The organism is Bacillus sp. FSL H8-0547 (assembly GCA_038002745.1).
In the GTDB taxonomy this organism is placed as follows: domain Bacteria; phylum Bacillota; class Bacilli; order Bacillales; family Bacillaceae; genus Bacillus_P.
Window position 1 is genome coordinate 79,986 of the sequence record JBBODD010000002.1, and the last position, 21,370, is coordinate 101,355.

The following is a 21,370-nucleotide window of genomic DNA, read 5'->3' on the forward strand; positions in this document are numbered from 1 at the left end:
TATTCTATGAGCACAATGCCCAATCCATTTTAGATTCTTATAGACTTAAGAATCAGCCATTTTCCCGCAAAACGCGAGGAACCCTGTTTTTCAACAGGGCCCCGTTTTGTATAGCGTCAATACCTGGCATATCTGCTTATGTTCAGCAGCACACCTACTGCCATCAGCATCAGCGTAAGCGAAGAGCCCCCGTAGCTTAAAAACGGCAGAGTGATGCCTGTTACCGGCATTAGACCTGTTACAACTCCAATATTGATCATTACCTGTATGGCAACCATTGTTATAATGCCGATTGCAAGGTATGAACCGTACTGATCGGGTGCTCCGAGCGCAATCCTCACTCCGCGCCATAACAGGAGGCCAAACAGCAGAATAATCAGCGATCCGCCAATAAACCCGAGTTCCTCGGCAAGAATGGCGAAAATAAAATCTGTCTGCGGCTCCGGCAGATAAAAGAACTTCTGCCTGCTTTGCCCGAGGCCGAGTCCAAACAGACCGCCCGGCCCGATTGCATATAATGACTGGATAATCTGAAAGCCGCTTCCGAGAGGATCTTCCCACGGATTTAAAAACGATGTAATCCGTTTGATCCGGTAAGGTGCGGAAAGCACCAGCGCTGCAAACCCTGCCACACCAAGAAGCCCCAGTAAACCGAAATGACTGATTCTTGCACCTGCCACAAAAATCATGACAATGCACGTCCCGACCATAACCGTTCCTGTTCCGAGATCAGGCTGCAGCATGATCAGCGCGAATGCGGTAAAAACAAATGCCAGCGACGGCAAAAGCCCTCTTTTAAAGGAGGTTATTTTCTTTTGATTTTCCGATAGAAATTTAGCTAAAAAGGCAATCATTGCAAGCTTCATAAATTCAGAAGGCTGTATGGAAAAAGCCCCTACTCCAATCCAGCTTCTTGATCCGTTTCTCTCCATCCCGATACCGGGAACAAGGACAGCGAGAAGCAGGATAAAACAGACGATGACAAGCATTTTCGCCCAGGTTCTCCACGTCCAGTAATCCACATTCATAATGAAGAACATGGCTACGACTCCGACGCCTGCGAACAAAAGCTGCCTCTTGGCAAAGAAAAACGAATCTTCGAATTTATACGTTGCCCACACTGCGCTTGCACTGTATACCATAATCAGTCCAATCGTCAGAAGGAGCAGCGTGATAATGACTAGTATAAAGTCCGGTGCAGATCTTTTTGCCGTCAACGCCAAACACCCCAATATAATGGAATTAGGGCGCGTGTACGAGCCCTTTACTTTAGCTTATGCACGGCGTTCTCAAACATGTCTCCTCTTTGTTCAAATGTTTTATATTGATCCCAGCTTGCACATGCCGGGGATAAGAGTACGATGTCGCCTTCCTGAGATAAGCTGAACGCCGCATAAGCCGCCTGTTCAACATTATCGACACGTTTCACCTCTTCTATTCCCGCATCCGCTGCTATTCTCTCAAGCTTTGGCGCAGTCTGGCCAAACGTAATCAGAGTTTTGACATTCCCAAGGAAGGGGATCAGTTCGTCAAATTCATTGCCGCGGTCAAGGCCGCCGGCAAGTAAAACGGTCGGTGCATCAAATGCCTGGAGAGCTTTTGAAGTAGCCAGTATATTTGTAGCTTTTGAGTCATTGTAATATTTAACTCCGCCTATCGTGCGGATAAACTGCAGACGGTGCTTCACTCCTTTGAAGGAAGTCAGCACTTTGCGGATGGCTTCTGTTTTAGCACCGCTCAGTTTCACCGCACAAACAGCTGCGAGAATATTTTCAAGATTATGTTTGCCTGGAAGAACGATCTCTTTTACATCAATGATTTTTTCATCGTTAAACCAAACGGCGCCGTTTTTAATGTACGCTCCTGATTCAAGCTCTTGCTTGACAGAAAAGAAAATCTTTTCCCCATTACCAGCGGCAGCTGCTTTTACGACCTCGCCATCATCCGCGTTGACAACAGCAAAATCACTGTTCTGCTGGTTAGCATAAATTCTTGCTTTTGCAGAAGCATATTCTTCCCTCGTGCCGTGATAATCAAGATGGGCATCAAACAAGTTCAGCATCAGGGCAATTTTAGGACGGAATGTTTTCGTTCCCATCAGCTGAAAAGAAGAAAGCTCTGTAACGATGATGCTGTCTTTGTCTGCCTGCTCTGCCACTTCACAGGCGACTGTTCCGATGTTGCCGGCGATGAGTGACTTTTTACCGTCAGACAGCAGCATTTCATGGATAAGGGTCGTCGTCGTCGTTTTCCCGTTGGATCCGGTAATGCCGATCATGTCAGCTTCTGAAATTAAATAGGCAAGTTCAACCTCCGTAACGATTGGAATTTGCTTTTCCAGCGCTTTTGCAAGCAGAGTGTTTGAGTATGGAATACCGGGATTTTTCACAATGTATTCTGCCCCGTCTAGGAGTTCCGGCGGATGGCTTCCGCATACCACGTTAAGCCCCATAGCCTGCAGTTCCTGCGCTGATTCATTTTCTTCAAGCGGCAGCATATCATTAACCGTTACGCGCGCACCTAGTTTATGTAAGAGCCTTGCTGCAGCCAGGCCGCTTTTTGCGAGCCCTAGCACAAGGACATGTTTGTCTTTAAAGTCGTTAATTTGTTTCATTTTATAACCACACCTCTACGTAAATTCCAAGAACGGCGAAAATCAGTCCGACTGACCAGAACGTCACAACAACTCTCCATTCCGACCATCCTGTCAGTTCATAATGATGATGAAGGGGACTCATCTTAAAAACGCGCTTTCCTGTCGTTTTAAAAGAGATTACCTGAATAATAACGGAAAGAGTTTCAATAACAAAAACTCCGCCGATCAGAACAAGCAGGATTTCAAGCTTGGTTAAAATGGCGATGGTTACGATTGCTCCGCCAAGTGCAAGAGATCCTGTATCTCCCATAAATACTTTTGCGGGGTGAGCATTAAATACGAGAAATCCAAGAACAGCCCCTACGACTGCTACAGAGAAAATGGCCACATCATATTGAGATTGATTCCATGCGAGAACAGCAAATGCTCCAAACGCAATGGCAGCTGTACCTGAAAGCAGACCGTCAAGACCATCCGTCAAGTTAACTGCATTAGAGCCGCCGACAAGCATGAAGACAATAAGCAGCACATAGGCCCATCCAAGATCAACACCGAGCTCCGTACCCGGAATGCGGACCTCTGAAGAGAATCCAAACTGTCTGAAAACAATATAGAAAATAACTGCAATAATGATTTGCCCGAGCAGCTTTTGTTTCGATGTAAGGCCGAGGTTGCGCTTCATCACAACTTTGATGAAATCATCCAAAAACCCGAGAAGGCCGTAACCGAACGTAACAAATAAAAGCAAATACATTTCAACACTTGGTTCTGCAAATTTATAGCTCATGACAATGGTTGTCACAATGACAGACAAGATAATCATGATGCCGCCCATTGTAGGCGTTCCTGATTTCTTCTGATGCGACTTTGGCCCTTCATCCCTGATGCTCTGTCCGAATTTAAGCCTTCTTAAGAAAGGGATAAAGATGGGAGATATCAGAACACTGATTAAAAAGCCCATTAGTATTGTAAAGATGATGATTTGTTCAAGCATGTATAGATCCTCCCTGGTATCACTGCAGGACGCTGGCCCGTAAGCCTGAGCGTCCCTGATTCATTCATATAGTACGGATAAGTCCGCCGGTTATTGATTTAATTTAAATTCTACCGCACGCAGAGCAACCTCGCGGTCATCAAAATCGAATACCTCTGACCCGATAATCTGATACGTTTCATGACCCTTTCCTGCAATCAGGATCACATCCCCTGCTTTTGCTTCATTTACTGCGTAAAAAATGGCCTCTTCTCTCTTTTCAATCGTATGGAAATAGGCTCCTGCAACACCTTCTTCCATTTCCTTAAGGATAGCAGCAGGCTCCTCGCTTCTTGGATTATCAGATGTGAAAATGGGTTCTTCTGCATACTTGACAGCTATTTGCGCCATAATGGCCCGCTTCGTCCTGTCTCTGTCCCCTCCGCATCCGACAATCACAAACGTTTTCCCTTTGGCAAATTGCTTAACTGTTTTCAGGACATTTTCAAGACTGTCAGGTGTATGGGCATAATCAACGATGACAGAGAAATCCTGGCCCCCGTCAACGACTTCAAATCTGCCTCTTACCCCTTCAATCTCAGCCAGTGTCCCGGCAACAATCTCAAGGCTTACACCAGAAGCAAGACATGCCGAAGCAGCAGCGAGAGCGTTGTAAATGCTGAATTTGCCGATGAGCTTCATTTTGATGTGCTGTGAGCCAAACGGTGTGACAAGGTCAAATGCCGTTCCGCTTGGGGACATGACGATGTTTTGTGCAGATACATCGGACTCAGAATCAATCCCGTATGTGAGAATATGGGCTGCTGTCATGCTCATAAATTCGCCTGATGCAGGATCATCTGCATTTAAAACCGCCGTTTTGGGCTTATCCGGGTTAAATGTATTTCCAAGCTGAGAAAACAGGAGGCCTTTGGCTGCACGGTACGCATCCATCGTCTCGTGATAATCCAGGTGATCCTGGGTAAGGTTTGTAAACACGGCTACATCATAGTCACATCCATGGACGCGGCCCATATGGAGAGCGTGAGATGAAACCTCCATAACACCGTGGCTTACTCCTTTATCTGCCATTGTACGGAATGTTTTTTGAAGCGTCAGGCTCTCAGGTGTCGTATTTTTGACACTCAGTTCTTCATCGCCAATCTTTATGTACATCGTTCCGATCAAACCGGTCGTCTTCCCTGCATTTTGCAGAATCTTCTCAATCAGGTGTGTTGTTGATGTTTTTCCGTTTGTACCTGTTACGCCGATCAGATGCATGCCTTGTGTTGGATGGCCGTAAAAAGCATCGGCAAGAAGCGCCATCGCCCGTTTTGTATTTTTAACAACAATAACCGGAACAGAAAGGTTTAAAGGTTTCTCAGATAAAACCGCAGCTGCGCCGTTTCTGACGGCCTGCTCTGCATAATCGTGTCCGTCAACCGTATATCCGCTGATGCAGATAAATAAGCTGTCCTGCTTTACTTCCCTTGAATCCATTTCAATCGAGAGAATTTCCGGATTTTCCTCCACATTCCATTTTATATTCTGAAGCTGCGAAAGCAGTGTGTGTAATTTCATTTTCACCAAATCCTCTCAAGAACCAACAATAGTTTCTGTCTTTATTTTAGTCGTGCAGCAAATCCCCATTTTACATAAACAGCCTGCCGGCATACCGGCTTACGGTCATCCTGTTGTCAGAAAAACGCACAGTACCTATTTTATCTTATCTTCGGTAAAAGAGCCATATCCGCACTAAAAAATGTGCGGGGGCAGAGCTGTTTCTCCCCAAACAAAAGCGAGGCAGTCACGTTTTGTGAATGCCGGCTTCAGAACATATGCGTTTAGTCATTGTCTTCTGATTTTTTGCTTCCTTTTCCCAAATAAAGACGAAGTGTTGACCCTTCTTTCACCTTTACACCTGCCTGAGGCGACTGCTGAACAACTGTATCTCCGGATCCTGCGATATCAAGTTTGAGATTCACCATCTGCTCCCTGAGTTCCTGCGCTGTAAGCCCTACAACATTCGGAACGCTCACAAGTTTTGTGTCTAGCCATGTGTATTCCTTCTCGATTTGGTTTTTCCGCGGTTTCACTCCAAGCTCCCTCAGACTGTCTTCCATAATGTTTCCGACAATCGGGGCTGCAACCGTTCCCCCGAACTGCACAGTGCCCTTAGGATTATCGACTGCTGTATAAACGACGATTTCCGGGTCATCTGCCGGAGCAAATCCAATGAATGAAACAATATAATTGTTTTTCATATAGACACCGTCTTTTACTTTTTGAGCTGTTCCTGTTTTACCTCCTACACGGTACCCCTCAACAAATGCGTTTTTCCCTGTTCCTTGGGCTACTACACTTTCAAGTGCATATCTGATTTGCTTCGACGTTTCTTCGGAAATGACTTTGCGCTTTGCTTCTGGTTCTGTGCTGCTGATCACATCTCCTGTAACAGGGTCGATCCATTCTTTAGCTATATACGGGGTGTAAAGCGTACCGCCATTTACAGCTGCAGCTACGGCTGCAACCTGCTGGATCGGTGTAACGGATACCCCCTGTCCGAATGCGGTCGTTGCCTGTTCCACTGGTCCTACATTTTTAACATCAAACAGGATTCCCCTTGCCTCTCCCTGAAGATCAATCCCTGTTTTCTGGCCAAAGCCGAAGTTTTGGATGTATTTAAAAAGGGTGCTGGTTCCAAGTCTTTGACCAAGCTCTACAAAACCGGGGTTACATGAGTTCTGTACCACTTCAAGGAAAGACTGGCTCCCGTGTCCTCCGCGCTTCCAGCACTTTAATCTGGCTCCGCCGACCTCCACTGAACCCCCATCATGAAAATGCTCTTTCTGCAAATCTACTTTTTTCTCTTCAAGTGCAGCTGCAAGTGTAATGATTTTAAATGTTGAACCAGGTTCATAAGAACTCCACACAGGGAGATTTCGGTTATAGATGAGCGGATCGACATTCCGGAAATCCGCCGGATCAAAATCAGGTCTGCTTGACATCGCCAGAATTTCGCCGTTTTTCGGATTCATCGCGATCGCAATCATGCCGTCTGGATTGTATTGCGCCTGTGCATTATCGAGTTCCCTCTCGACGATCGTCTGCACTTTTGAATCGATTGTCAGTTTTAAATTCAGGCCATCCACCGGTGCGGTATATTCATCCGCCTCTTTTGGCATCCTCTTTCCTTTAGCATCAGAATAAAACTTCACATATCCCTTTGTTCCTTTCAGCTGTTCATCATAATACGACTCCAGTCCAAGGAGGCCCTGATTATCAATGCCTGCAAATCCGAGGACGTGCGAGAGGTAGCTGCCGAACGGATAATGGCGTTTTGAATCCTCCGCTATGTATACACCTTTTAAACCGAGCGCCCTGAGTTCTTTTGCTTTTTCATGAGAAATTTTGCGCCCTTCGGGATTGATTCTCTGGATGGATTGCTTCTGGGTGATAAGTTGATAAGCCCGCTCTTTCGGCATATTTAAAACAGCTGCAAGCTTTTCTGCCGTGCCCGCCGGGTCCTCAACCTGCCTCGGCACAACGAGAACAGACGGAGCACTCATATTCGTCGCAAGCTTCACGCCGTTCCTGTCAAGAATCTCGCCCCTCTCCGGCTCAAACGGAATGTTCCGGCTCCAGGAATCCTTCGCCAGGGCTGTCAGTTTGTCTCCTATAAAAAATTGAACATATCCAAGGCGGATATCGATAATTAGAAAAATCAAAAAACCAAACATCAGCACCATCGCAAGTCGTTTGCGCACCGTCACATTTGAAACACGCATATATTTTTTCCCCCTTATCAAGGCTCGTTCAAATATATGCTTGTACCGTGAGTGCTAGAACTTTGACTGGACAACTCGGAAAAAGCAAAAAGAGAGCCCGTCCAAAGCGGTCCGGGCCCTCTCTTATTTTGTTTAAGCTTATTCAGTTTCAGCCTCTTCAGACTCAGCAGTTTCTTCTTCAGATTCTGCAGTTTCGCCTTCAGATGCCCCCGCTGGACTTTGAAGTTTCACCGTCAGCCTGTCATTTTTCTGAACACGTTGACCTTTAGTGATCGTTTGCGATACCGCATAGCCATTTCCTTTTAACTGGAGCTCTAAATCCAGGAAATTGGCAAGCTTCATAATATCCCGCGATGACCATCCGGTGAGATCAGGCATGGACATTTTCCCGTCTGTTTTAAGAAAAACACGCCCGTTTGCGATCAATCTTGAATCTTCTTCGGGATATTGTTCGCTCACTTCATTGCTGCTGCCGAGGATGACGGCATTCATCTTATTGTCCTCAAGCCATTTTTGTGCTGCTTCGACACTTTCCCCTTCAAAAGAAGGAAGCGCAGAGCCTACTTCTGTCTCCGCTTTTTCCGGTTCTTCCTCCACTTCTTCAGACGGCTGAATTTTCATATACTGAAGACTGTTTTTCATAACCGAGTTAAACACCGTCGATACAGGCATTGAACCTGTTTCCGTATCTTTAAGCTGCGGCTTTTGCACCGCTACATAAACAAGGAGTTCAGGGTCTTCTTTCGGCGCCATTCCGAGGAATGAGAATACATAGTTATTTCTTCCTTTTAGGTATTTTCCGTCACTGCCCCCAATTTGAGCTGTTCCAGTTTTCCCTGCTACCTTATAGCCGTCTATTTTATACGGCTTTCCAGTGCCCTTTTCAGAACTGACGACTGTTTCAAGAATGTCCAGTACTTCTTTTGAGGTTTTTTCGGAAATTGGCGTTCCGGCTGTTTGCGGCTTGTTTTCTTTTACCGTTTTTCCGCTGTCCGGATCAACAATTTTATCAATGATATACGGCTTCATCATTTTGCCGCCGTTAGCAATCGCTGTAGCTGCCTGCACCTGCTGAATAGGCGTTACAGTGGACCCCTGGCCGAAAGAGGTTGTTACTTTTTCAATATCATACTTGTAGTTGAAGACTCCGTTTGCTTCATTTGGAAGATCGATTCCTGTTTTTTGATTCAGTCCGAATTTCTCCATGTAATTCATAAAGCGGTCAGGACCAAGCTTTTCTTTTGCAAGGATAGCCATTGCAACGTTAGAAGAACGCTGCACACCCTCAAGGAAACTTATCGTTCCCCAGCCGACATTACTGTTATGATCACCAATTTTACCTCCTGCAACTCTATAGATACCAGATTTATAAAGTTCATTAGGATTGAATACTCCTTCTTCAATCGCTGCTGCCACAGTAAAGATCTTCATTGTTGAGCCAGGCTCAAAAGGATAGGCGACTGCATCATTATAATAGTTGTTAATATCACGGACGTTTGGGTCAAAGCTTGGGCGCTGCCCCATCGCCAGTATTTTCCCTGTTTTCGGATCTGCTACAATCCCGATGATTTTTTCAGGTTCATATTCTTCGGCTGCTTCGTTCATCGCATCCTCAAGGAATGTCTGAATCTTTTGATCGAGTGTCAGATAGACCGTATCTCCATTATCGGGAGCAATAATCTTTTCCTCGCCGTTTGGAAGCTTGAACCCCTGCTTGTCGCCTTCATATGCCATATATCCGTCTTTTTCCTGAAGGTACTTATCCAGGCTTTTTTCCAAACCGAACATTCCGACGGTTTTTGTGGTTCCTTCTTCCCGCTGCGCATATCCGATAATATGCGAGGCAAAGGTGCCGTTTGGATAATACCTGTGCGTATCACGGATAAACCCGATGCCCGGAAGGTTTAATTTCTCAATTTTCACTTTGAGTGAATGACTGATATTTCTGCCCGCTGATCCAAATTCCACCTGAAACGCATCTCTCTCAAGGATATCCCGGACTTCACTGTTTTCCATATCCAGGAGGGGAGCAAGCTTTTCCGCCGTTTCCTCAGGATCAACCACATGTTTAGGTTTTTTGGGAGAAGTGGACATTTTATCGTCAAGTACAGCGATCAAAGTGTACGTATTTGTATCCTCGGCAATCACTTCGCCTTTTCTGTCCACAATGGAGCCCCTGCTAGCTTCAATTGTCCGCTTTCTTTCATACTGTTCCTGTGCCCTTGCGGCAAGGACTTCCCCATTTACTTCGCCTGTTGTCTGCAAATACAAGAAACGGATGACTAAGACAAAAAAGAGCAATGCAAATATTAAGGTTAATATTGCTGCTCCTCTGTTCATATTGATATTTTTCGGCTGATTCATGATTAGTCATTTACTACTTTCACTTTATTCGTATCAAGCTCAAGTCCGAGGCCTTTAGCTATGCCCATAATGCGCTCATAGCTGCTTAGTTCTTTAACCTGTACGCCAAGATCTGCGTTTACCTTCTGCTGATCCTGGATTTTTGCTTCGATTTTCTGAACGGCCACATTTCCCTTGTAGACCGTGACGCTATTTGAAACAATTTGGATGGCTGCAAACAGCAGAACAGATAAAAAGGCAACGATCAGCACTTTTTCGCCGATTGTAATTGTAGGTCTTCTTTTGATGACCACCGATTGCTGCTGTTCGGGCATTTGCTTATGCTGCTCTTGCCTTTGCTGCTGGATTTTCACAGCTAAATTACTCATGAACAAAACCCCCTCGTTTCATCTATTTCTTACAGTTTTTCAAGTATTCGCAGCTTGGCTGATCTTGCACGATTGTTTTCTTCAAGCTCTTCTTCAGATGGTGTAATCGGTTTTCTTGTGATCAGTTTCACTTTAGGCTTGAATTCATCAGGTATGACCGGCAAATTAGGAGGCAGTTCCGGTAATGAAGCAGCTTGCTTGAATGCCGTCTTGCAGATTCGGTCCTCTAAAGAATGGAAGGTAATGACACTGACTCTGCCGCCGGGTTTAATCATTTCAACTGCTTGTCCAATCGCTTCTTCAAACACTTTCAATTCATCATTTACCGCAATTCGGATCGCCTGAAAAATCCGTTTGGCAGGATGTCCGCCTTTGCGCCTTGCAGGTGCGGGAATGGCATCCTTAATTAGTTCCACCAGCTCTCCGGTCGTCCGGATCGGCTGAATTTCCCTTGCAGCTTCAATTTTCCTTGCTACTTGTTTAGAGAACTTTTCTTCTCCGTATCTGAAGAAGATTTTAACCAGTTCTTCATAGGTCCACCCATTCACGACATCATAAGCGGAAGTCCTTGCGTTCTGATCCATTCTCATATCAAGAGGTGCGTCATGATGATAGCTGAAGCCTCTCTCAGGTGTATCTAATTGCGGCGATGAAACTCCGAGGTCGAATAAAATGCCGTCAACCTCTGTTACACCAAGGTTTTCAAGTTCTGCTTTTAAATGTCTGAAATTGCTTTTAATAAATGTTACTTGTCCTTTGTAGGACTCTAATAGCTTTTCTGCATGCGAGAGGGCTGCATCGTCCTGGTCAAAAGCGAAAAGGTGCCCCTTTTTTGAAAGCTTGGACAGCAAGTAAGAACTGTGTCCCGCTCCGCCTAATGTGCAGTCGACATATACCCCATCTTCTTTAATGTTCAAACCATCTACCGTTTCATGCAATAATACTGTTTTATGTTGAAACATTGCTGCTACCACCTTTATCAGATTCGTACGTACTTGAGATGCTGATTTTGACATTGCTATTACTCATTGTTGCACAAGAGATTATTATATATCAAAACCAATCATATTTTCAGCAATTTCGGCAAATGAATCTTCCTGTTCGGCTACATATGTATCCCAAATTGCCTGATCCCAAAGTTCGATCCGATTTGATACTCCGATAACAACACACTCTTTTTCAAGCTTTGCATACTGCAGAAGCGGTGCAGCCAAGTTAATGCGCCCCTGTTTGTCAAGTTCGCATTCAACAGCACCCGAGAAGAAAAATCTTGTAAATGCCCGTGCGTCTTTTTTTGTTAATGGAAGGGCCTTCAGCTTTTCCTCGATCATTTTCCATTCACTCATCGGATAGCCAAACAAGCATTGATCGAGTCCTCTGGTGATGACGAAAGTTTCTCCGAGTTCTTCGCGGAATTTGGCTGGAACGATCATGCGGCCTTTTGCATCTATCGTGTGATGATATTCACCCATGAACATGTCCGTCGCCCCACTTTCTTTCTCTCGGTCACCACTTCCCTCCACTTCTCCCCACTTCCTATTCTACACGTTCTTTTCATAAAAAAAAACCCTGTATTCCACAGGATTTCAGAAATTCGTTCTTTAAATTTTGACAACTTTATGATGGGAGTTAAAAGAATAGCGAAGCTTCACGATTTCGTGCAGAAAATCAGGTCCATATTTATTCAAATAATAGTAAATATTCCATGTTCTCTCTTGAAATCCGCCATTTGGCTGAAGAGATTTCGCGATTCTTGTGAATTTATCCAATTCTGCGCGGTGCTTTTGCTGAACTTTTTTGTCGACGTGAGATTGAAGCAAATCAAGCTGTGACTGAATAAAAAATGAATTTTTTTCAAGAAACGGCTGAAGGCTTGCGTCTTTAGCGACTGCCGACTCCCGAAGGCTTTTGTGAATCCGTTCAATCTCCGTCTTGGCTTGAGAAATTTCAGGGGTCAGCTGAGAAGGTTCCATTTTAGCAAGCCACTCTTCCCGGACTTTGTCAGCCCCTTTTGAAAACAGGTCGTCGAGCGTAAGTGAAACGTCCCTCATATCCGATTCGATGGACCGTTCAACAAAGGTGATATTCAGCCTTGGCACTACTGGCGGCATGAAAAAGCCTGCTGTTTCAAATACTCTCTTAAGCTCTGCCCAGTAAGAAATTTCTCCCGGCCCTGCGATAAAGGCAAGTGTCGGAAGAAGATATTCCTGCATAAGCGGCCTTGTGACAACATTGTTGCTCAGTCTCTCCGGATATTGTTCTGCGAACTGCTTAAGCTCTGCCTCAGTATACGACAGACCTTCGGCAGTAAAGACGGAATCATCTGTACGCTTAAGAAGCAGACGGTCACCTTTGCTGTCATGGAAGAAAAGATTTGCGCTCGCGTGATCAGCTTCAATGATTGGCTTGTAACCAGCTTCAGTCATGTATTCCTGCTGAGCTGAAAGGCTCTCAGACAGCTCTTCATTTTTCATGATTAAATGCTGAAAAAATCCTGCTTCCATTTTTCTGAGCTCAGGATCTGAAGAGTTGATCAGCACCAATCCGTAATCCGAAAACATTTCATATGTAAGATGTTCGAAAAACTCCGTATAAGTGGCTGAAACAGACAGCGTTTGTTTGAGGCTGTTCATCAGCTCCATTGTATAGTCCGTTTCCCCGTATGTTTCAAAAACAGAGCAGATAAAGTTCCAGCATTCCGCGTGGTCGATAGGTTTATAGAACACAGGAATCTTTTCATTCATGGCTGTTTTAACAGCCTTCTTCTTGATAACCCCGTTTTGAGAGACATGCAGATGATTGACCTCAGCAAAATCATGATCCTCACCCGCTACCCAGAAGACTGGAATGACCGGAACAGACAGCTTTGCTTCCTGCTGTTCTGCAAGGACGAGAATTGAAATGATTTTGTGAATCGTATAAAGCGGTCCTGTCAAAAGACCTGCCTGCTGTCCCCCGACGACAACAAGACTTTCCGGATCTTTTAAACGCTCTATATTACGGATCACAGGTTCTTTGTCCTGAAAATGCTTTTGGTGGTAACTCAAAAGATAGGAGGACAGCTCTTCTCTTGCGAATGTTCTATTTTTTAAGTCCTTCACTCTTTTTTCATAAACGGTGTCATCCGTAATGCTGTAGTCAAAGTAGTCCTCTGTATTCAGCCTGCCGCTGATCAGATCTTCGACTAATCGGTTCGAATGGCGAAGGGAGAGGTCAGTAATCTCCATTTGTGTAAACTTCCTTTCCGGGTTATGTAAGCATCCGAGAAGAGTATAGCATTTATCCGGCTGAAAAGAAAAAGACTTTGCCTGCACCTTCAGATATATTCAAGTATCCCTCTTAATGCTCCGAATACCGCAAGAATGGTTGAGAGCGGAAGGAGAATCAGAAAAGAAAATCGCCAGCACTTTTTAAAGGCTTTTGACAGCGGAACAGATGAGCTGGATCTTATCATATAAATGAGGACAGCAAACATCACAACCAGCAGAAACAGAAAAACACCTCCATAAACAGATGTATCAGATAAAACAAGCAATTTAAAATAAATGGAGAGCGCAAACAGAACGACAGCAGCATCTGCTGCATACAGCATGCCCCTTTTTACATTTCCCGTTACCGCTGATAAAACAGCGACCAGAATGAGGAAAGTTAGCAACGGAAGAGACACGGCAAATGCTGCGAGATTGATGAACCACTCGCCGATCATTCCTTTTCTCCGCCTTTAACAGCATGATACAAAAATTCAAGCAGCGGAACCGGCTTATTGTGCTTTTTTGCCTCATCAAGCAAATAGCCGATAATCCCGTCAATTTCTGTTTTTCGGGATGCTTCCACATCCCTGAGCATGGATGACCTGTTCTCCGCCGTCCTTCTGCAAATCTCCATTACCTTTTCCCACTCTGCATTTTCATCAGACATATCTAAAATCCCGATAGCTTCTTTAAATACAGATTTAGCCATCCTTCTGTAATGAGGGCTTTCAATAAGCTCACCGTTTTTCACTTTTAAAAGGGCTGTCAGCGGATTAATAACTGCATTTGCAAGCAGCTTTCTTGAATGTGCTTCTCTCCAGTCCTTAACAGCTTCAAACGGGAAACGTTCTGAATCAAGGGCCGTAAGTGGTAGAGGAGGCTGATCAGGGAACAGAGAACTGACTTTAATGACACCCGCACCCGTATGCGCGACAGTCGCATCACCCGACTTTAAAGATCCATGCTCAACAGAGCCGATATAGACATTATGTCCATCAAGAGATTTCAGCAGAGGGATATGAGACATGCCATTTTGCAGAAACAGGAGGTTTTTCCTTTCTTTGATTTCTTTCAATGAAGGAAGAACATCGCCAAGCTGATACTGCTTGACGGCTATCATCAGCAACGGCTCTTTGAAGTCCTTGCCGGAACATGCTTTCACATCTTTGACAGTTGTTTTCTGATCTCCCTGCAGAAGGATTAATCCTTTTTCATTGATCAGGTCTGACTGTTCTTTTCTTCTCGTGTAAACTGTGACTCTGTGCTCTTTAGCCAAGTAAGCTGCACAGAGCATTCCCACAGAGCCTGAGCCGATAATGCCAATCTCCATATATGCATCCCACCGTTTCTCATTCGTTTCTTTATCATAACAAAATAGTCAAAATGTTCCTATAGCTATTCCGCCGCCTGTTAGGGGAAAGCTATTCCGCCGCCTGTTAGGGGAAATTTTCACCAAATAAAAGAAAACAAGCCAGCTCTTGGCTGGCTTGTGTGTAATCAGACCGGATAGACCGGATGCTTGCGTTCGCCGAATGGAATTGCTTTTGTTTCATAAAGGGAAAATCTTGAGATCAGCTCTTCTCTCAGCTTATCAGCAGAAACAATATCATCCACAATCATTTCTGATGCGAGCTTATAAATATCAATATTTTCTTTGTATTCCTGCTGCTTTTCCAGAACAAACTTCATTCTTTCTTTTGGATCCTCTATTTCATTTATTTTGTTTGAGTAGATGGCATTCACCGCTGCTTCAGGACCCATAACGGCGATCTGCGCAGTTGGAAGGGCGATCACACAATCTGTTTCAAAAGCAGGGCCAGCCATTGCATAAAGTCCCGCACCGTATGCTTTTCTCACAATCACGGAAATTTTAGGCACAGTTGCCGAACTCATCGCTGCAATCATCTTTGCCCCGTGCCGGATAATCCCGGCGCGCTCCACTTTTGTTCCAATCATGAAACCCGGCACATCGGCAAGGAACAGGAGCGGAATGTGGAAAGCATCTGCCAGCTGCATGAATTTTGCCGCTTTGTCGGCAGAATCCACGAAAAGCACGCCACCTTTCACCCTCGGCTGATTCGCGATAATGGCCACGACTTTCCCGTTCAGTCTGGCGAATCCAGTGATGATTTCAGGAGCAAATAACCGTTTGATTTCAAAAAAACTGCCTGCATCAATAAGTGAATCAATGCATTCATACATATCAAACGGAGCATTTTGATTGTGCGGCACAATTTCCGTAAGCGGTCTGCCCTGCTTTGGCAAAACGGGTTCTGCTTCTTTCGTCACGCTCAGATAGTTTTGCGGGAAGTACGTCAAATAGCGTCTTGCTTCAAGGATCGCCTCTTCTTCTGTTTTCACAAGAACGTCACCGCATCCGCTCACTGAACAGTGCATTCTCGCTCCGCCCATCTCCTCAAGCGAAACTTTTTCCCCGATTACTTTCTCTGCCATGCGCGGTGAGCCAAGGTACATGGAAGCATTCCCGTCAACCATAATCACAATATCGCAAAAAGCAGGAATATAAGCTCCCCCCGCAGCTGAAGGCCCAAAGAGAAGACAGATTTGCGGAATGCTGCCGGACAGCTTTACCTGATTGTAAAAAATTCTGCCTGCGCCGCGGCGGTTCGGGAACATATCAATTTGATCCGTGATTCTGGCTCCTGCAGAATCCACTAAATAAAGGAGAGGCACTTTCAATTTTTCTGCCGTTTCCTGAATGCGGATGATTTTTTCAACGGTTCTGGCTCCCCATGATCCCGCTTTGATCGTCGAGTCATTGGCCATCACGCATACGGTTTCTCCGTTTATTTTTCCGACAGCGGTCACAACTCCATCAGATGGAAGGTCGCCTGCCTGATTATTGGCAAATTTGCCGTCTTCTGTATACTTTCCGTTGTCAAATAGCCTGTTCAGCCGTTCCCTGACAAACAGCTTGCCCTGGGCATTCAGTTTTTCGTGATATTTAGGGTGTCCACCGGCTTCGATTTCAGCTGTCTTTTCTTTCAGCAATTTTTCAAGTTCATCAACTTTCATCATTTGGAATCCCTCCTCATTACGGTTTTAAAACAAGCAGAACATCGCCTTCGTTAACAAAATCCCCGGCTTCTGCTTTTACCTCTTCCACTGTGCCGTTCTCCGGACTGTCGAGGGGGATCTCCATTTTCATTGACTCAAGCATGATCACATCTTGTCCAGCCGCTACTTCATCACCTGCTGCCACTAATACATGCAAAACAGTTCCTGCCATACTTGCTTTAATTTCGATCATGTTTAAATCCTCCATTCATGGTGTTTGGTTACTTTTTTCATGTTAAAGCCTTTCCGCACATTCTTATGCCAATACGGCAGTCTGCAGAAAGGACGTGCTGTATATGCCCTTTTTAAATTGACTGTTTGATAAAATCGTCAAAAATAACGGCAGATTGGTTTTAATTCCTTCTATTTTAACTCCGTTCAAAAATGTCTCGGCTTTAGCTAAAGCATCCGGACGGTTTTCACCGGTCACAATGATTTTTGCAACAAGCGGATCATAAAATGGTGTAACTGTATCCCCTTCTGCATAAGCACAGTCGACAATGACTCCGTCCATTTCTTTAAATGTAAACGCTTTAATTAAGCCTGGTGACGGAATGAATTTCACAGGATCTTCTGCATAGAGCCTGAACTGGATGGAATGGCCCTCTTTTGTGATCTCCGGCTGCATGGATGGAAGCTTTTCCCCTGCCGCTGTCCGGATCTGCCATTCAACAAGGTCAATTCCTGTTATTCCTTCTGTAACCCTGTGCTCCACCTGGAGTCTTGTATTCATTTCCAGAAAATAAAAATTTTCTTCTTCATCCACAATAAATTCAATCGTACCGGCATTTATGTATCCTGCATGAATGGCTGCAGCAACTGAAGCAGCGCACATTTTTTCTCGGGTTGCTTCAGACAGATGAGGCGACGGTGATTCTTCCACCACTTTCTGGTTTCTGCGCTGAACAGAACAATCCCGCTCAAACATGTGCACAACATTCCCAGACTCATCTCCAAAAAGCTGAATCTCAATATGCCTTGCTTCTGAAATGAATTTTTCAATAAACACATCATCATTTCCAAAGTAGGCTTTTGCTCTCGTTTTGACGGAAGCAAAGGATTTTTTCAGGGCTTCCTCGTCATCGCAGCGCTGCATGCCGATTCCTCCGCCGCCTCCGCTTGCTTTCAGCATGACCGGATAGCCAATCTCAGAAGCATATGCGCATGCTTCGTCCATATCAGCAAGGCCTGAGCTTCCCGGCACGACAGGAACACCTGCTTCTTTCATTGCTTTCCTTGCCGCTACTTTGTCCCCCATTATGGCAAGTGTCTCAGACTTCGGGCCAATAAATTTTATCCCCCTGGCCTCTGCCGCCTGGGCAAACTCCGTATTCTCAGACAAGAAACCATATCCGGGGTGAATGGCATCCACTTTTTCACGGACTGCTATGTTTAAAATATCATCTTTTAATAAGTAAGATTTCGCTACAGGCGCTTCACCGATCCTGAATGCATAATCAGCAGCCTTTACAAAAGGCAGTCCTTCATCTGCATCAGAATAAACAGCTACCGTTTCTACCCCCATTTTTTGACACGTTTTCATAATCCGGAGCGCAATTTCTCCCCTGTTTGCAATTAAAATTTTCTTCAACATTCTCCCCTCCCATGATGATAAGAAAATCCCCACTAAGTACATTTCTCCATCTTTTTAAAGATTCCTTCCCGAAAAATGAAAACGCATACGAAAACCTTTCTTAATTTTCTGAGCATGGTATAATAAATGCAAAGCTTTACCTTTTTTAATGATCTTAAACGCAAGATTCATAGGCTGCAAGGGGGCATAAACCATGTTTAAGGTAGAAAAATTATTAATAAATTTTAAAACGCTGGAAGAATTTAAGAAGTTCAAAGAGTACGGGCTTCAGGAGCTCTCCATGCTTGACGATCTTCAGGACAATATCATTGAAAATGACAGCAATTCACCATTTTACGGGATTTACTTCGGGGATAAGCTTGTTGCCCGCATGAGTCTCTACCGTGTTGATAAAAGGTTTGATGTTTACTTTGAACCTAAACAGGATTATCTGGAGCTTTGGAAGCTTGAAGTTCTGCCTGATTACAAACGAAAGGGATGCGGCACGGCGCTTGTTGAATATGCAAAATCCTATGGTGTGCCGATTAAAACAAATCCGCGCGTGAAATCAGGGGAGTTCTGGTCAAGGATGGGATTTGAGCCAGTTACGTATGATATGGAGCGGGATAAGGGAGAAAATCCTCTCGTTTGGTATCCTGAAGGGGTGTCAGAGCAGAAAGGCGAACCTGCTTAATAAATAAGAAATGACCGCTTGTCAGCGGTCATTTCTTATTTTTCTGTCCGTTCTATTTTTCCGTTTCGGTCCAATTGAAAATTCACCTTTCTGCTTCGTTCATCATCTCTCATAACAGCTATGTTTCTCGCTTTTTCCATCATTTCAATCAGCATAATATAATCCTCTTCCACCATTTTAAGATTATTATGAATGGTTTCTTTTTCTGACTTTGCCTGCTCAAGATCAAGTTCAAGCTGCTTTATGCGCTGAGCCAGTTTTTCAATTTCACTCTTGAGCTCTGCTGCATTCTCTGAGTTCTCATAGTTTTGCAGAAAGGAGATGACATCCTGGAACGTCAATGCGCCCGCTTCAGCATGCTCATGATCACCTGTGTTTGCAGCCTGTTTTTGAGGCTGGCTGTTCGATTCCTGGCTGCGCAGCTGTTTACGCTGCGTCTTGGCAATCTCAATTGCAGATTTATATTGCTTTCTGACATACGAATTCCAGCGGAAGCCGCATGCAGCTGCCGTTCTGGACAATTTTCTGCCGACATCTTCGAATGCAGCAAGCTGCGTGCCGCCTTCCCTGATCTGTCTGAGTACAATCTCTGCAAGCATTAAATCCTCATCCTGTGTCCAGGCATCCTGCCGTGTAGTCGTCATTGTCTGTTCCCCCTCAATGCGCATTTTTTACATACTTATGCGCCTGCTAGAGTAGATAGACTAATTGACAATGTTTTAATCGATGACTTACAAGCTCTTTTTTGCCGTCTCACTTTTGGCGAGGAACTTCTGCACCAGGCGCATATGTTCTTCACCTGTCCAAAGCTTCGCACACTGGCGGATTTCTTTGTTCATACGGTCCCTGAGCCCTGTTGCCATCCACTTTTCAACCTGCATTTGCTTATAAGCTTTCAGCACAGGCGGAAAAGATACAAGCGACTCTTTTACATAGTGCAGCGCTTTGGATTCAAAATCGGAAGCTTCAAGAACTTCTGAAGCAAATCCCAGTTCTTTTGCTTTTACTGCCCCTATTTTTCTTCCGCTCATCAGCAGCGTCATGGCAGCATCATGCTGCATTTTTTCAAACAGCAGCGTGCCGCCTCCCCAGCCGGTCGTGATTGCCTGCCTGCCCTGAATAAAGCCGAGTTCGGCACTTTCACTGACCAGCCTGAAATCAGCAGCCGCAGCAATCTCCATTCCGCCCCCGACAGCTGTGCCGTTAATAAGGGCAAAGACCGGCAGAGGAAAAACAGCGATCCGATAAAGAATATCACCCATTCGTGACAGCATTTCAAATGCTTCCCCCTCCGACTCAAGCGCATGAAAAACGGAAAGGTCTCCGCCTGAGCAAAAAGCCTTTGTCCCGCTGCCGGTTATCGTCAGTGCAAGAATTCTTTCATTATGCAGTGCGCCGGTAAGAATCTGGCTAAGTTCATTCATGACATCAAAATCTATGGCATTTCTCCGTTCAGGCCTGTTTATCGTAACCTGAAGGATGCCCCCGCTTTCGACTGTTGTTACTTTCCCCATATGCATCCCCTTCTTGCCGTTTTTATCTCCACTCTTATTTTATAGGAGGGCGGGGACTCAAACCAGCAAAAACACAAAAAACGCAAGAATCCATTAGGATCCTTGCGTTTTTAATGAAGCTGTTATTTGCTTACAACTTCTTTTCCTTTGTATGTTCCACATTCTTTACATACGCGGTGAGCTAATTTCACTTCACCACAGTTTGGGCATGCTACCATACCAGGCACTTGCAATTTGAAGTGTGTACGACGCAGTCTCTTTCTTGTTTTAGAAGTTCTTCTAAAAGGTACAGCCATTATTCCCACCTCCTTACAGAGTTTCGTTAAAACAGTGTGTAACAGCCTATATATAAGTGCTAAACAATAGCATCAGCTGTCTTGATCATCGAAAAATTTCGATAACCCGGCAAGTCTTGGGTCAATCTTGTTTTTGTTCTCTTCTTCAGAGATCACTTTCCAATCTTTTCCCTCTTGCGGGGCAGCCTGATCGTTTTCTTCAACAGAATCGCTAAAAACCTGCATCGGCACTTCCAAAAGAATGTTTTCTTTAATAACAGGTATTAAGTCAACGATATCTTCCTGAACGTGATGGACATCTTCTTCCATCTCGAAGTCTGCATTCGGTTTTAATAAAAACGTTTCAGTTGTATGAATTTCGAACGAAAATGGAACATCCACCAGCGTTCTTGCACAAGGGAGAATCAGCGTGCCGGCAAGCGTCAGATGAAAGACAGCTTTTGAAGAGCCAAGATCGGCTCTGCCTGTTACTGAGACCGGAGAAATATCGCGGACCTCAGAAAGAGCGCCTTTCATATCGGTTAACTGGATCGTTTCATCAATCTGCAGTCCCTTGTTTTGCAGTTTGTTCAATTCATTAATAGACCATTTCATATGGTATCACCTCAAGGCAACAAAGGTAATTATAGCTTTCGCAATAATATTTGTCAATATTTTTTCTTTACAGTGTTTAGTATACATGAATAAGCATTTAAAGCAAAATATTCAGGGCAAAAAACATATTTTTTTATGTCAGCCGTCTGGAGAAATTTTATCACGCAGTTTTCATTGTATGGTCAAACACAATCTTGTTTTGACCGTTCAGCTCTGAGGTCTCTATCTGAAGGAGCAATTGAGGCTTTGTTTTGAACTTTCAGCTCTGATGCTTTCCTCTA

General features: G+C 44.6%; 20 protein-coding genes. 1 reads left to right on the forward strand and 19 read right to left on the reverse strand.

Annotated features, from left to right (window positions below; translation table 11 throughout):
- Positions 1-116: 116 nt before the first annotated feature.
- The 15 genes from spoVE to MHB63_21185 all read right to left on the reverse strand — a co-directional run bounded on the left by spoVE (position 117) and on the right by MHB63_21185 (position 18,009).
- Positions 117-1,217: a stage V sporulation protein E gene (gene spoVE, locus MHB63_21115; GenBank protein MEK3809038.1), complete on the reverse strand. Its 1,101-nt coding sequence runs from the start codon at positions 1,215-1,217 to the stop codon at positions 117-119.
- Between the two features lie 47 nt (positions 1,218-1,264).
- Positions 1,265-2,614 (reverse strand): UDP-N-acetylmuramoyl-L-alanine--D-glutamate ligase, encoded by a 1,350-nt coding sequence (murD, locus tag MHB63_21120; GenBank protein MEK3809039.1) that lies wholly within the window; start codon positions 2,612-2,614, stop codon positions 1,265-1,267.
- 1 nt (position 2,615) lies between these two features.
- A complete protein-coding gene (mraY, locus tag MHB63_21125; GenBank protein ID MEK3809040.1) occupies positions 2,616-3,590 on the reverse strand; it encodes a phospho-N-acetylmuramoyl-pentapeptide-transferase in 975 nt (324 codons plus the stop codon).
- Between the two features lie 90 nt (positions 3,591-3,680).
- Positions 3,681-5,150, reverse strand: a complete 1,470-nt coding sequence (locus MHB63_21130) for a UDP-N-acetylmuramoyl-L-alanyl-D-glutamate--2,6-diaminopimelate ligase (protein MEK3809041.1) — start codon at positions 5,148-5,150, stop codon at positions 3,681-3,683.
- Positions 5,151-5,413: 263 nt separating this feature from the next.
- A complete protein-coding gene (locus tag MHB63_21135; GenBank protein ID MEK3809042.1) occupies positions 5,414-7,357 on the reverse strand; it encodes a stage V sporulation protein D in 1,944 nt (647 codons plus the stop codon).
- Positions 7,358-7,495: 138 nt separating this feature from the next.
- A complete protein-coding gene (locus MHB63_21140; protein MEK3809043.1) occupies positions 7,496-9,721 on the reverse strand; it encodes a penicillin-binding protein in 2,226 nt (741 codons plus the stop codon).
- A 2-nt stretch (positions 9,722-9,723) separates the two neighbouring features.
- Positions 9,724-10,089 carry a cell division protein FtsL gene (gene ftsL / locus MHB63_21145; GenBank protein MEK3809044.1) on the reverse strand — a complete coding sequence of 122 codons (366 nt, stop codon included), beginning with the start codon at positions 10,087-10,089 and terminating at the stop codon, positions 9,724-9,726.
- A gap of 29 nt (positions 10,090-10,118) precedes the next feature.
- A complete protein-coding gene (gene rsmH / locus MHB63_21150; GenBank protein MEK3809045.1) occupies positions 10,119-11,051 on the reverse strand; it encodes a 16S rRNA (cytosine(1402)-N(4))-methyltransferase RsmH in 933 nt (310 codons plus the stop codon).
- An 84-nt stretch (positions 11,052-11,135) separates the two neighbouring features.
- Entirely contained in the window at positions 11,136-11,567 is a 432-nt protein-coding gene (gene mraZ / locus MHB63_21155) for a division/cell wall cluster transcriptional repressor MraZ (protein ID MEK3809046.1), read from the reverse strand.
- Positions 11,568-11,690: 123 nt separating this feature from the next.
- Entirely contained in the window at positions 11,691-13,316 is a 1,626-nt protein-coding gene (bshC, locus tag MHB63_21160; GenBank protein MEK3809047.1) for a bacillithiol biosynthesis cysteine-adding enzyme BshC, read from the reverse strand.
- 89 nt (positions 13,317-13,405) lie between these two features.
- Positions 13,406-13,795, reverse strand: coding sequence for a DUF3397 family protein (locus MHB63_21165; protein ID MEK3809048.1), 390 nt, complete (start codon positions 13,793-13,795; stop codon positions 13,406-13,408).
- On the reverse strand, positions 13,792-14,670 hold the full coding sequence (locus MHB63_21170) for a 2-dehydropantoate 2-reductase (GenBank protein ID MEK3809049.1): 879 nt from the start codon (positions 14,668-14,670) through the stop codon (positions 13,792-13,794). Before MHB63_21170 ends, MHB63_21165 begins: the two co-directional genes overlap by 4 nt.
- Before the next feature lie 167 nt (positions 14,671-14,837).
- Positions 14,838-16,379 carry an acyl-CoA carboxylase subunit beta gene (locus MHB63_21175; protein MEK3809050.1) on the reverse strand — a complete coding sequence of 514 codons (1,542 nt, stop codon included), beginning with the start codon at positions 16,377-16,379 and terminating at the stop codon, positions 14,838-14,840.
- 16 nt (positions 16,380-16,395) lie between these two features.
- Entirely contained in the window at positions 16,396-16,611 is a 216-nt protein-coding gene (locus MHB63_21180) for an acetyl-CoA carboxylase biotin carboxyl carrier protein subunit (GenBank protein MEK3809051.1), read from the reverse strand.
- Between the two features lie 63 nt (positions 16,612-16,674).
- The gene (locus tag MHB63_21185; GenBank protein ID MEK3809052.1) at positions 16,675-18,009 is read right to left on the reverse strand and encodes a biotin carboxylase N-terminal domain-containing protein; all 1,335 of its coding nucleotides are present in this window, start codon (positions 18,007-18,009) and stop codon (positions 16,675-16,677) included.
- 196 nt (positions 18,010-18,205) lie between these two features.
- On the opposite strand from MHB63_21185, the gene MHB63_21190 reads away from it, so the two are divergent.
- On the forward strand, positions 18,206-18,685 hold the full coding sequence (locus MHB63_21190; GenBank protein MEK3809053.1) for an N-acetyltransferase: 480 nt from the start codon (positions 18,206-18,208) through the stop codon (positions 18,683-18,685).
- A gap of 35 nt (positions 18,686-18,720) precedes the next feature.
- Here the strand turns inward: MHB63_21190 and MHB63_21195 are convergent, their stop codons facing one another.
- The 4 genes from MHB63_21195 to MHB63_21210 form a co-directional block, all read right to left on the reverse strand.
- Positions 18,721-19,329, reverse strand: a complete 609-nt coding sequence (locus tag MHB63_21195) for an RsfA family transcriptional regulator (GenBank protein MEK3809054.1) — start codon at positions 19,327-19,329, stop codon at positions 18,721-18,723.
- Positions 19,330-19,416: 87 nt separating this feature from the next.
- The gene (locus MHB63_21200) at positions 19,417-20,199 is read right to left on the reverse strand and encodes an enoyl-CoA hydratase/isomerase family protein (GenBank protein ID MEK3809055.1); all 783 of its coding nucleotides are present in this window, start codon (positions 20,197-20,199) and stop codon (positions 19,417-19,419) included.
- A gap of 122 nt (positions 20,200-20,321) precedes the next feature.
- On the reverse strand, positions 20,322-20,495 hold the full coding sequence (gene rpmF, locus MHB63_21205) for a 50S ribosomal protein L32 (GenBank protein ID MEK3809056.1): 174 nt from the start codon (positions 20,493-20,495) through the stop codon (positions 20,322-20,324).
- Positions 20,496-20,567: 72 nt separating this feature from the next.
- Positions 20,568-21,089 carry a YceD family protein gene (locus MHB63_21210; protein ID MEK3809057.1) on the reverse strand — a complete coding sequence of 174 codons (522 nt, stop codon included), beginning with the start codon at positions 21,087-21,089 and terminating at the stop codon, positions 20,568-20,570.
- Between the last annotated feature and the right edge of the window lie 281 nt (positions 21,090-21,370).

Bases quoted from the DNA above. Each gene is read 5' to 3' on its own strand.
- murD (MEK3809039.1), bottom strand. From the start codon at position 2,614: ATGAAACAAATTAACGACTTTAAAGACAAACATGTCCTTGTGCTAGGG.
- mraY (MEK3809040.1), bottom strand. From the start codon at position 3,590: ATGCTTGAACAAATCATCATCTTTACAATACTAATGGGCTTTTTAATC.
- MHB63_21130 (MEK3809041.1), bottom strand. From the start codon at position 5,150: ATGAAATTACACACACTGCTTTCGCAGCTTCAGAATATAAAATGGAAT.
- MHB63_21135 (MEK3809042.1), bottom strand. From the start codon at position 7,357: ATGCGTGTTTCAAATGTGACGGTGCGCAAACGACTTGCGATGGTGCTG.
- MHB63_21140 (MEK3809043.1), bottom strand. From the start codon at position 9,721: ATGAATCAGCCGAAAAATATCAATATGAACAGAGGAGCAGCAATATTA.
- ftsL (MEK3809044.1), bottom strand. From the start codon at position 10,089: ATGAGTAATTTAGCTGTGAAAATCCAGCAGCAAAGGCAAGAGCAGCAT.
- rsmH (MEK3809045.1), bottom strand. From the start codon at position 11,051: ATGTTTCAACATAAAACAGTATTATTGCATGAAACGGTAGATGGTTTG.
- mraZ (MEK3809046.1), bottom strand. From the start codon at position 11,567: ATGTTCATGGGTGAATATCATCACACGATAGATGCAAAAGGCCGCATG.
- bshC (MEK3809047.1), bottom strand. From the start codon at position 13,316: ATGGAGATTACTGACCTCTCCCTTCGCCATTCGAACCGATTAGTCGAA.
- MHB63_21165 (MEK3809048.1), bottom strand. From the start codon at position 13,795: ATGATCGGCGAGTGGTTCATCAATCTCGCAGCATTTGCCGTGTCTCTT.
- MHB63_21170 (MEK3809049.1), bottom strand. From the start codon at position 14,670: ATGGAGATTGGCATTATCGGCTCAGGCTCTGTGGGAATGCTCTGTGCA.
- MHB63_21175 (MEK3809050.1), bottom strand. From the start codon at position 16,379: ATGATGAAAGTTGATGAACTTGAAAAATTGCTGAAAGAAAAGACAGCT.
- MHB63_21180 (MEK3809051.1), bottom strand. From the start codon at position 16,611: ATGATCGAAATTAAAGCAAGTATGGCAGGAACTGTTTTGCATGTATTA.
- MHB63_21190 (MEK3809053.1), top strand. From the start codon at position 18,206: ATGTTTAAGGTAGAAAAATTATTAATAAATTTTAAAACGCTGGAAGAA.
- MHB63_21195 (MEK3809054.1), bottom strand. From the start codon at position 19,329: ATGACGACTACACGGCAGGATGCCTGGACACAGGATGAGGATTTAATG.
- MHB63_21200 (MEK3809055.1), bottom strand. From the start codon at position 20,199: ATGGGGAAAGTAACAACAGTCGAAAGCGGGGGCATCCTTCAGGTTACG.
- rpmF (MEK3809056.1), bottom strand. From the start codon at position 20,495: ATGGCTGTACCTTTTAGAAGAACTTCTAAAACAAGAAAGAGACTGCGT.
- MHB63_21210 (MEK3809057.1), bottom strand. From the start codon at position 21,089: ATGAAATGGTCTATTAATGAATTGAACAAACTGCAAAACAAGGGACTG.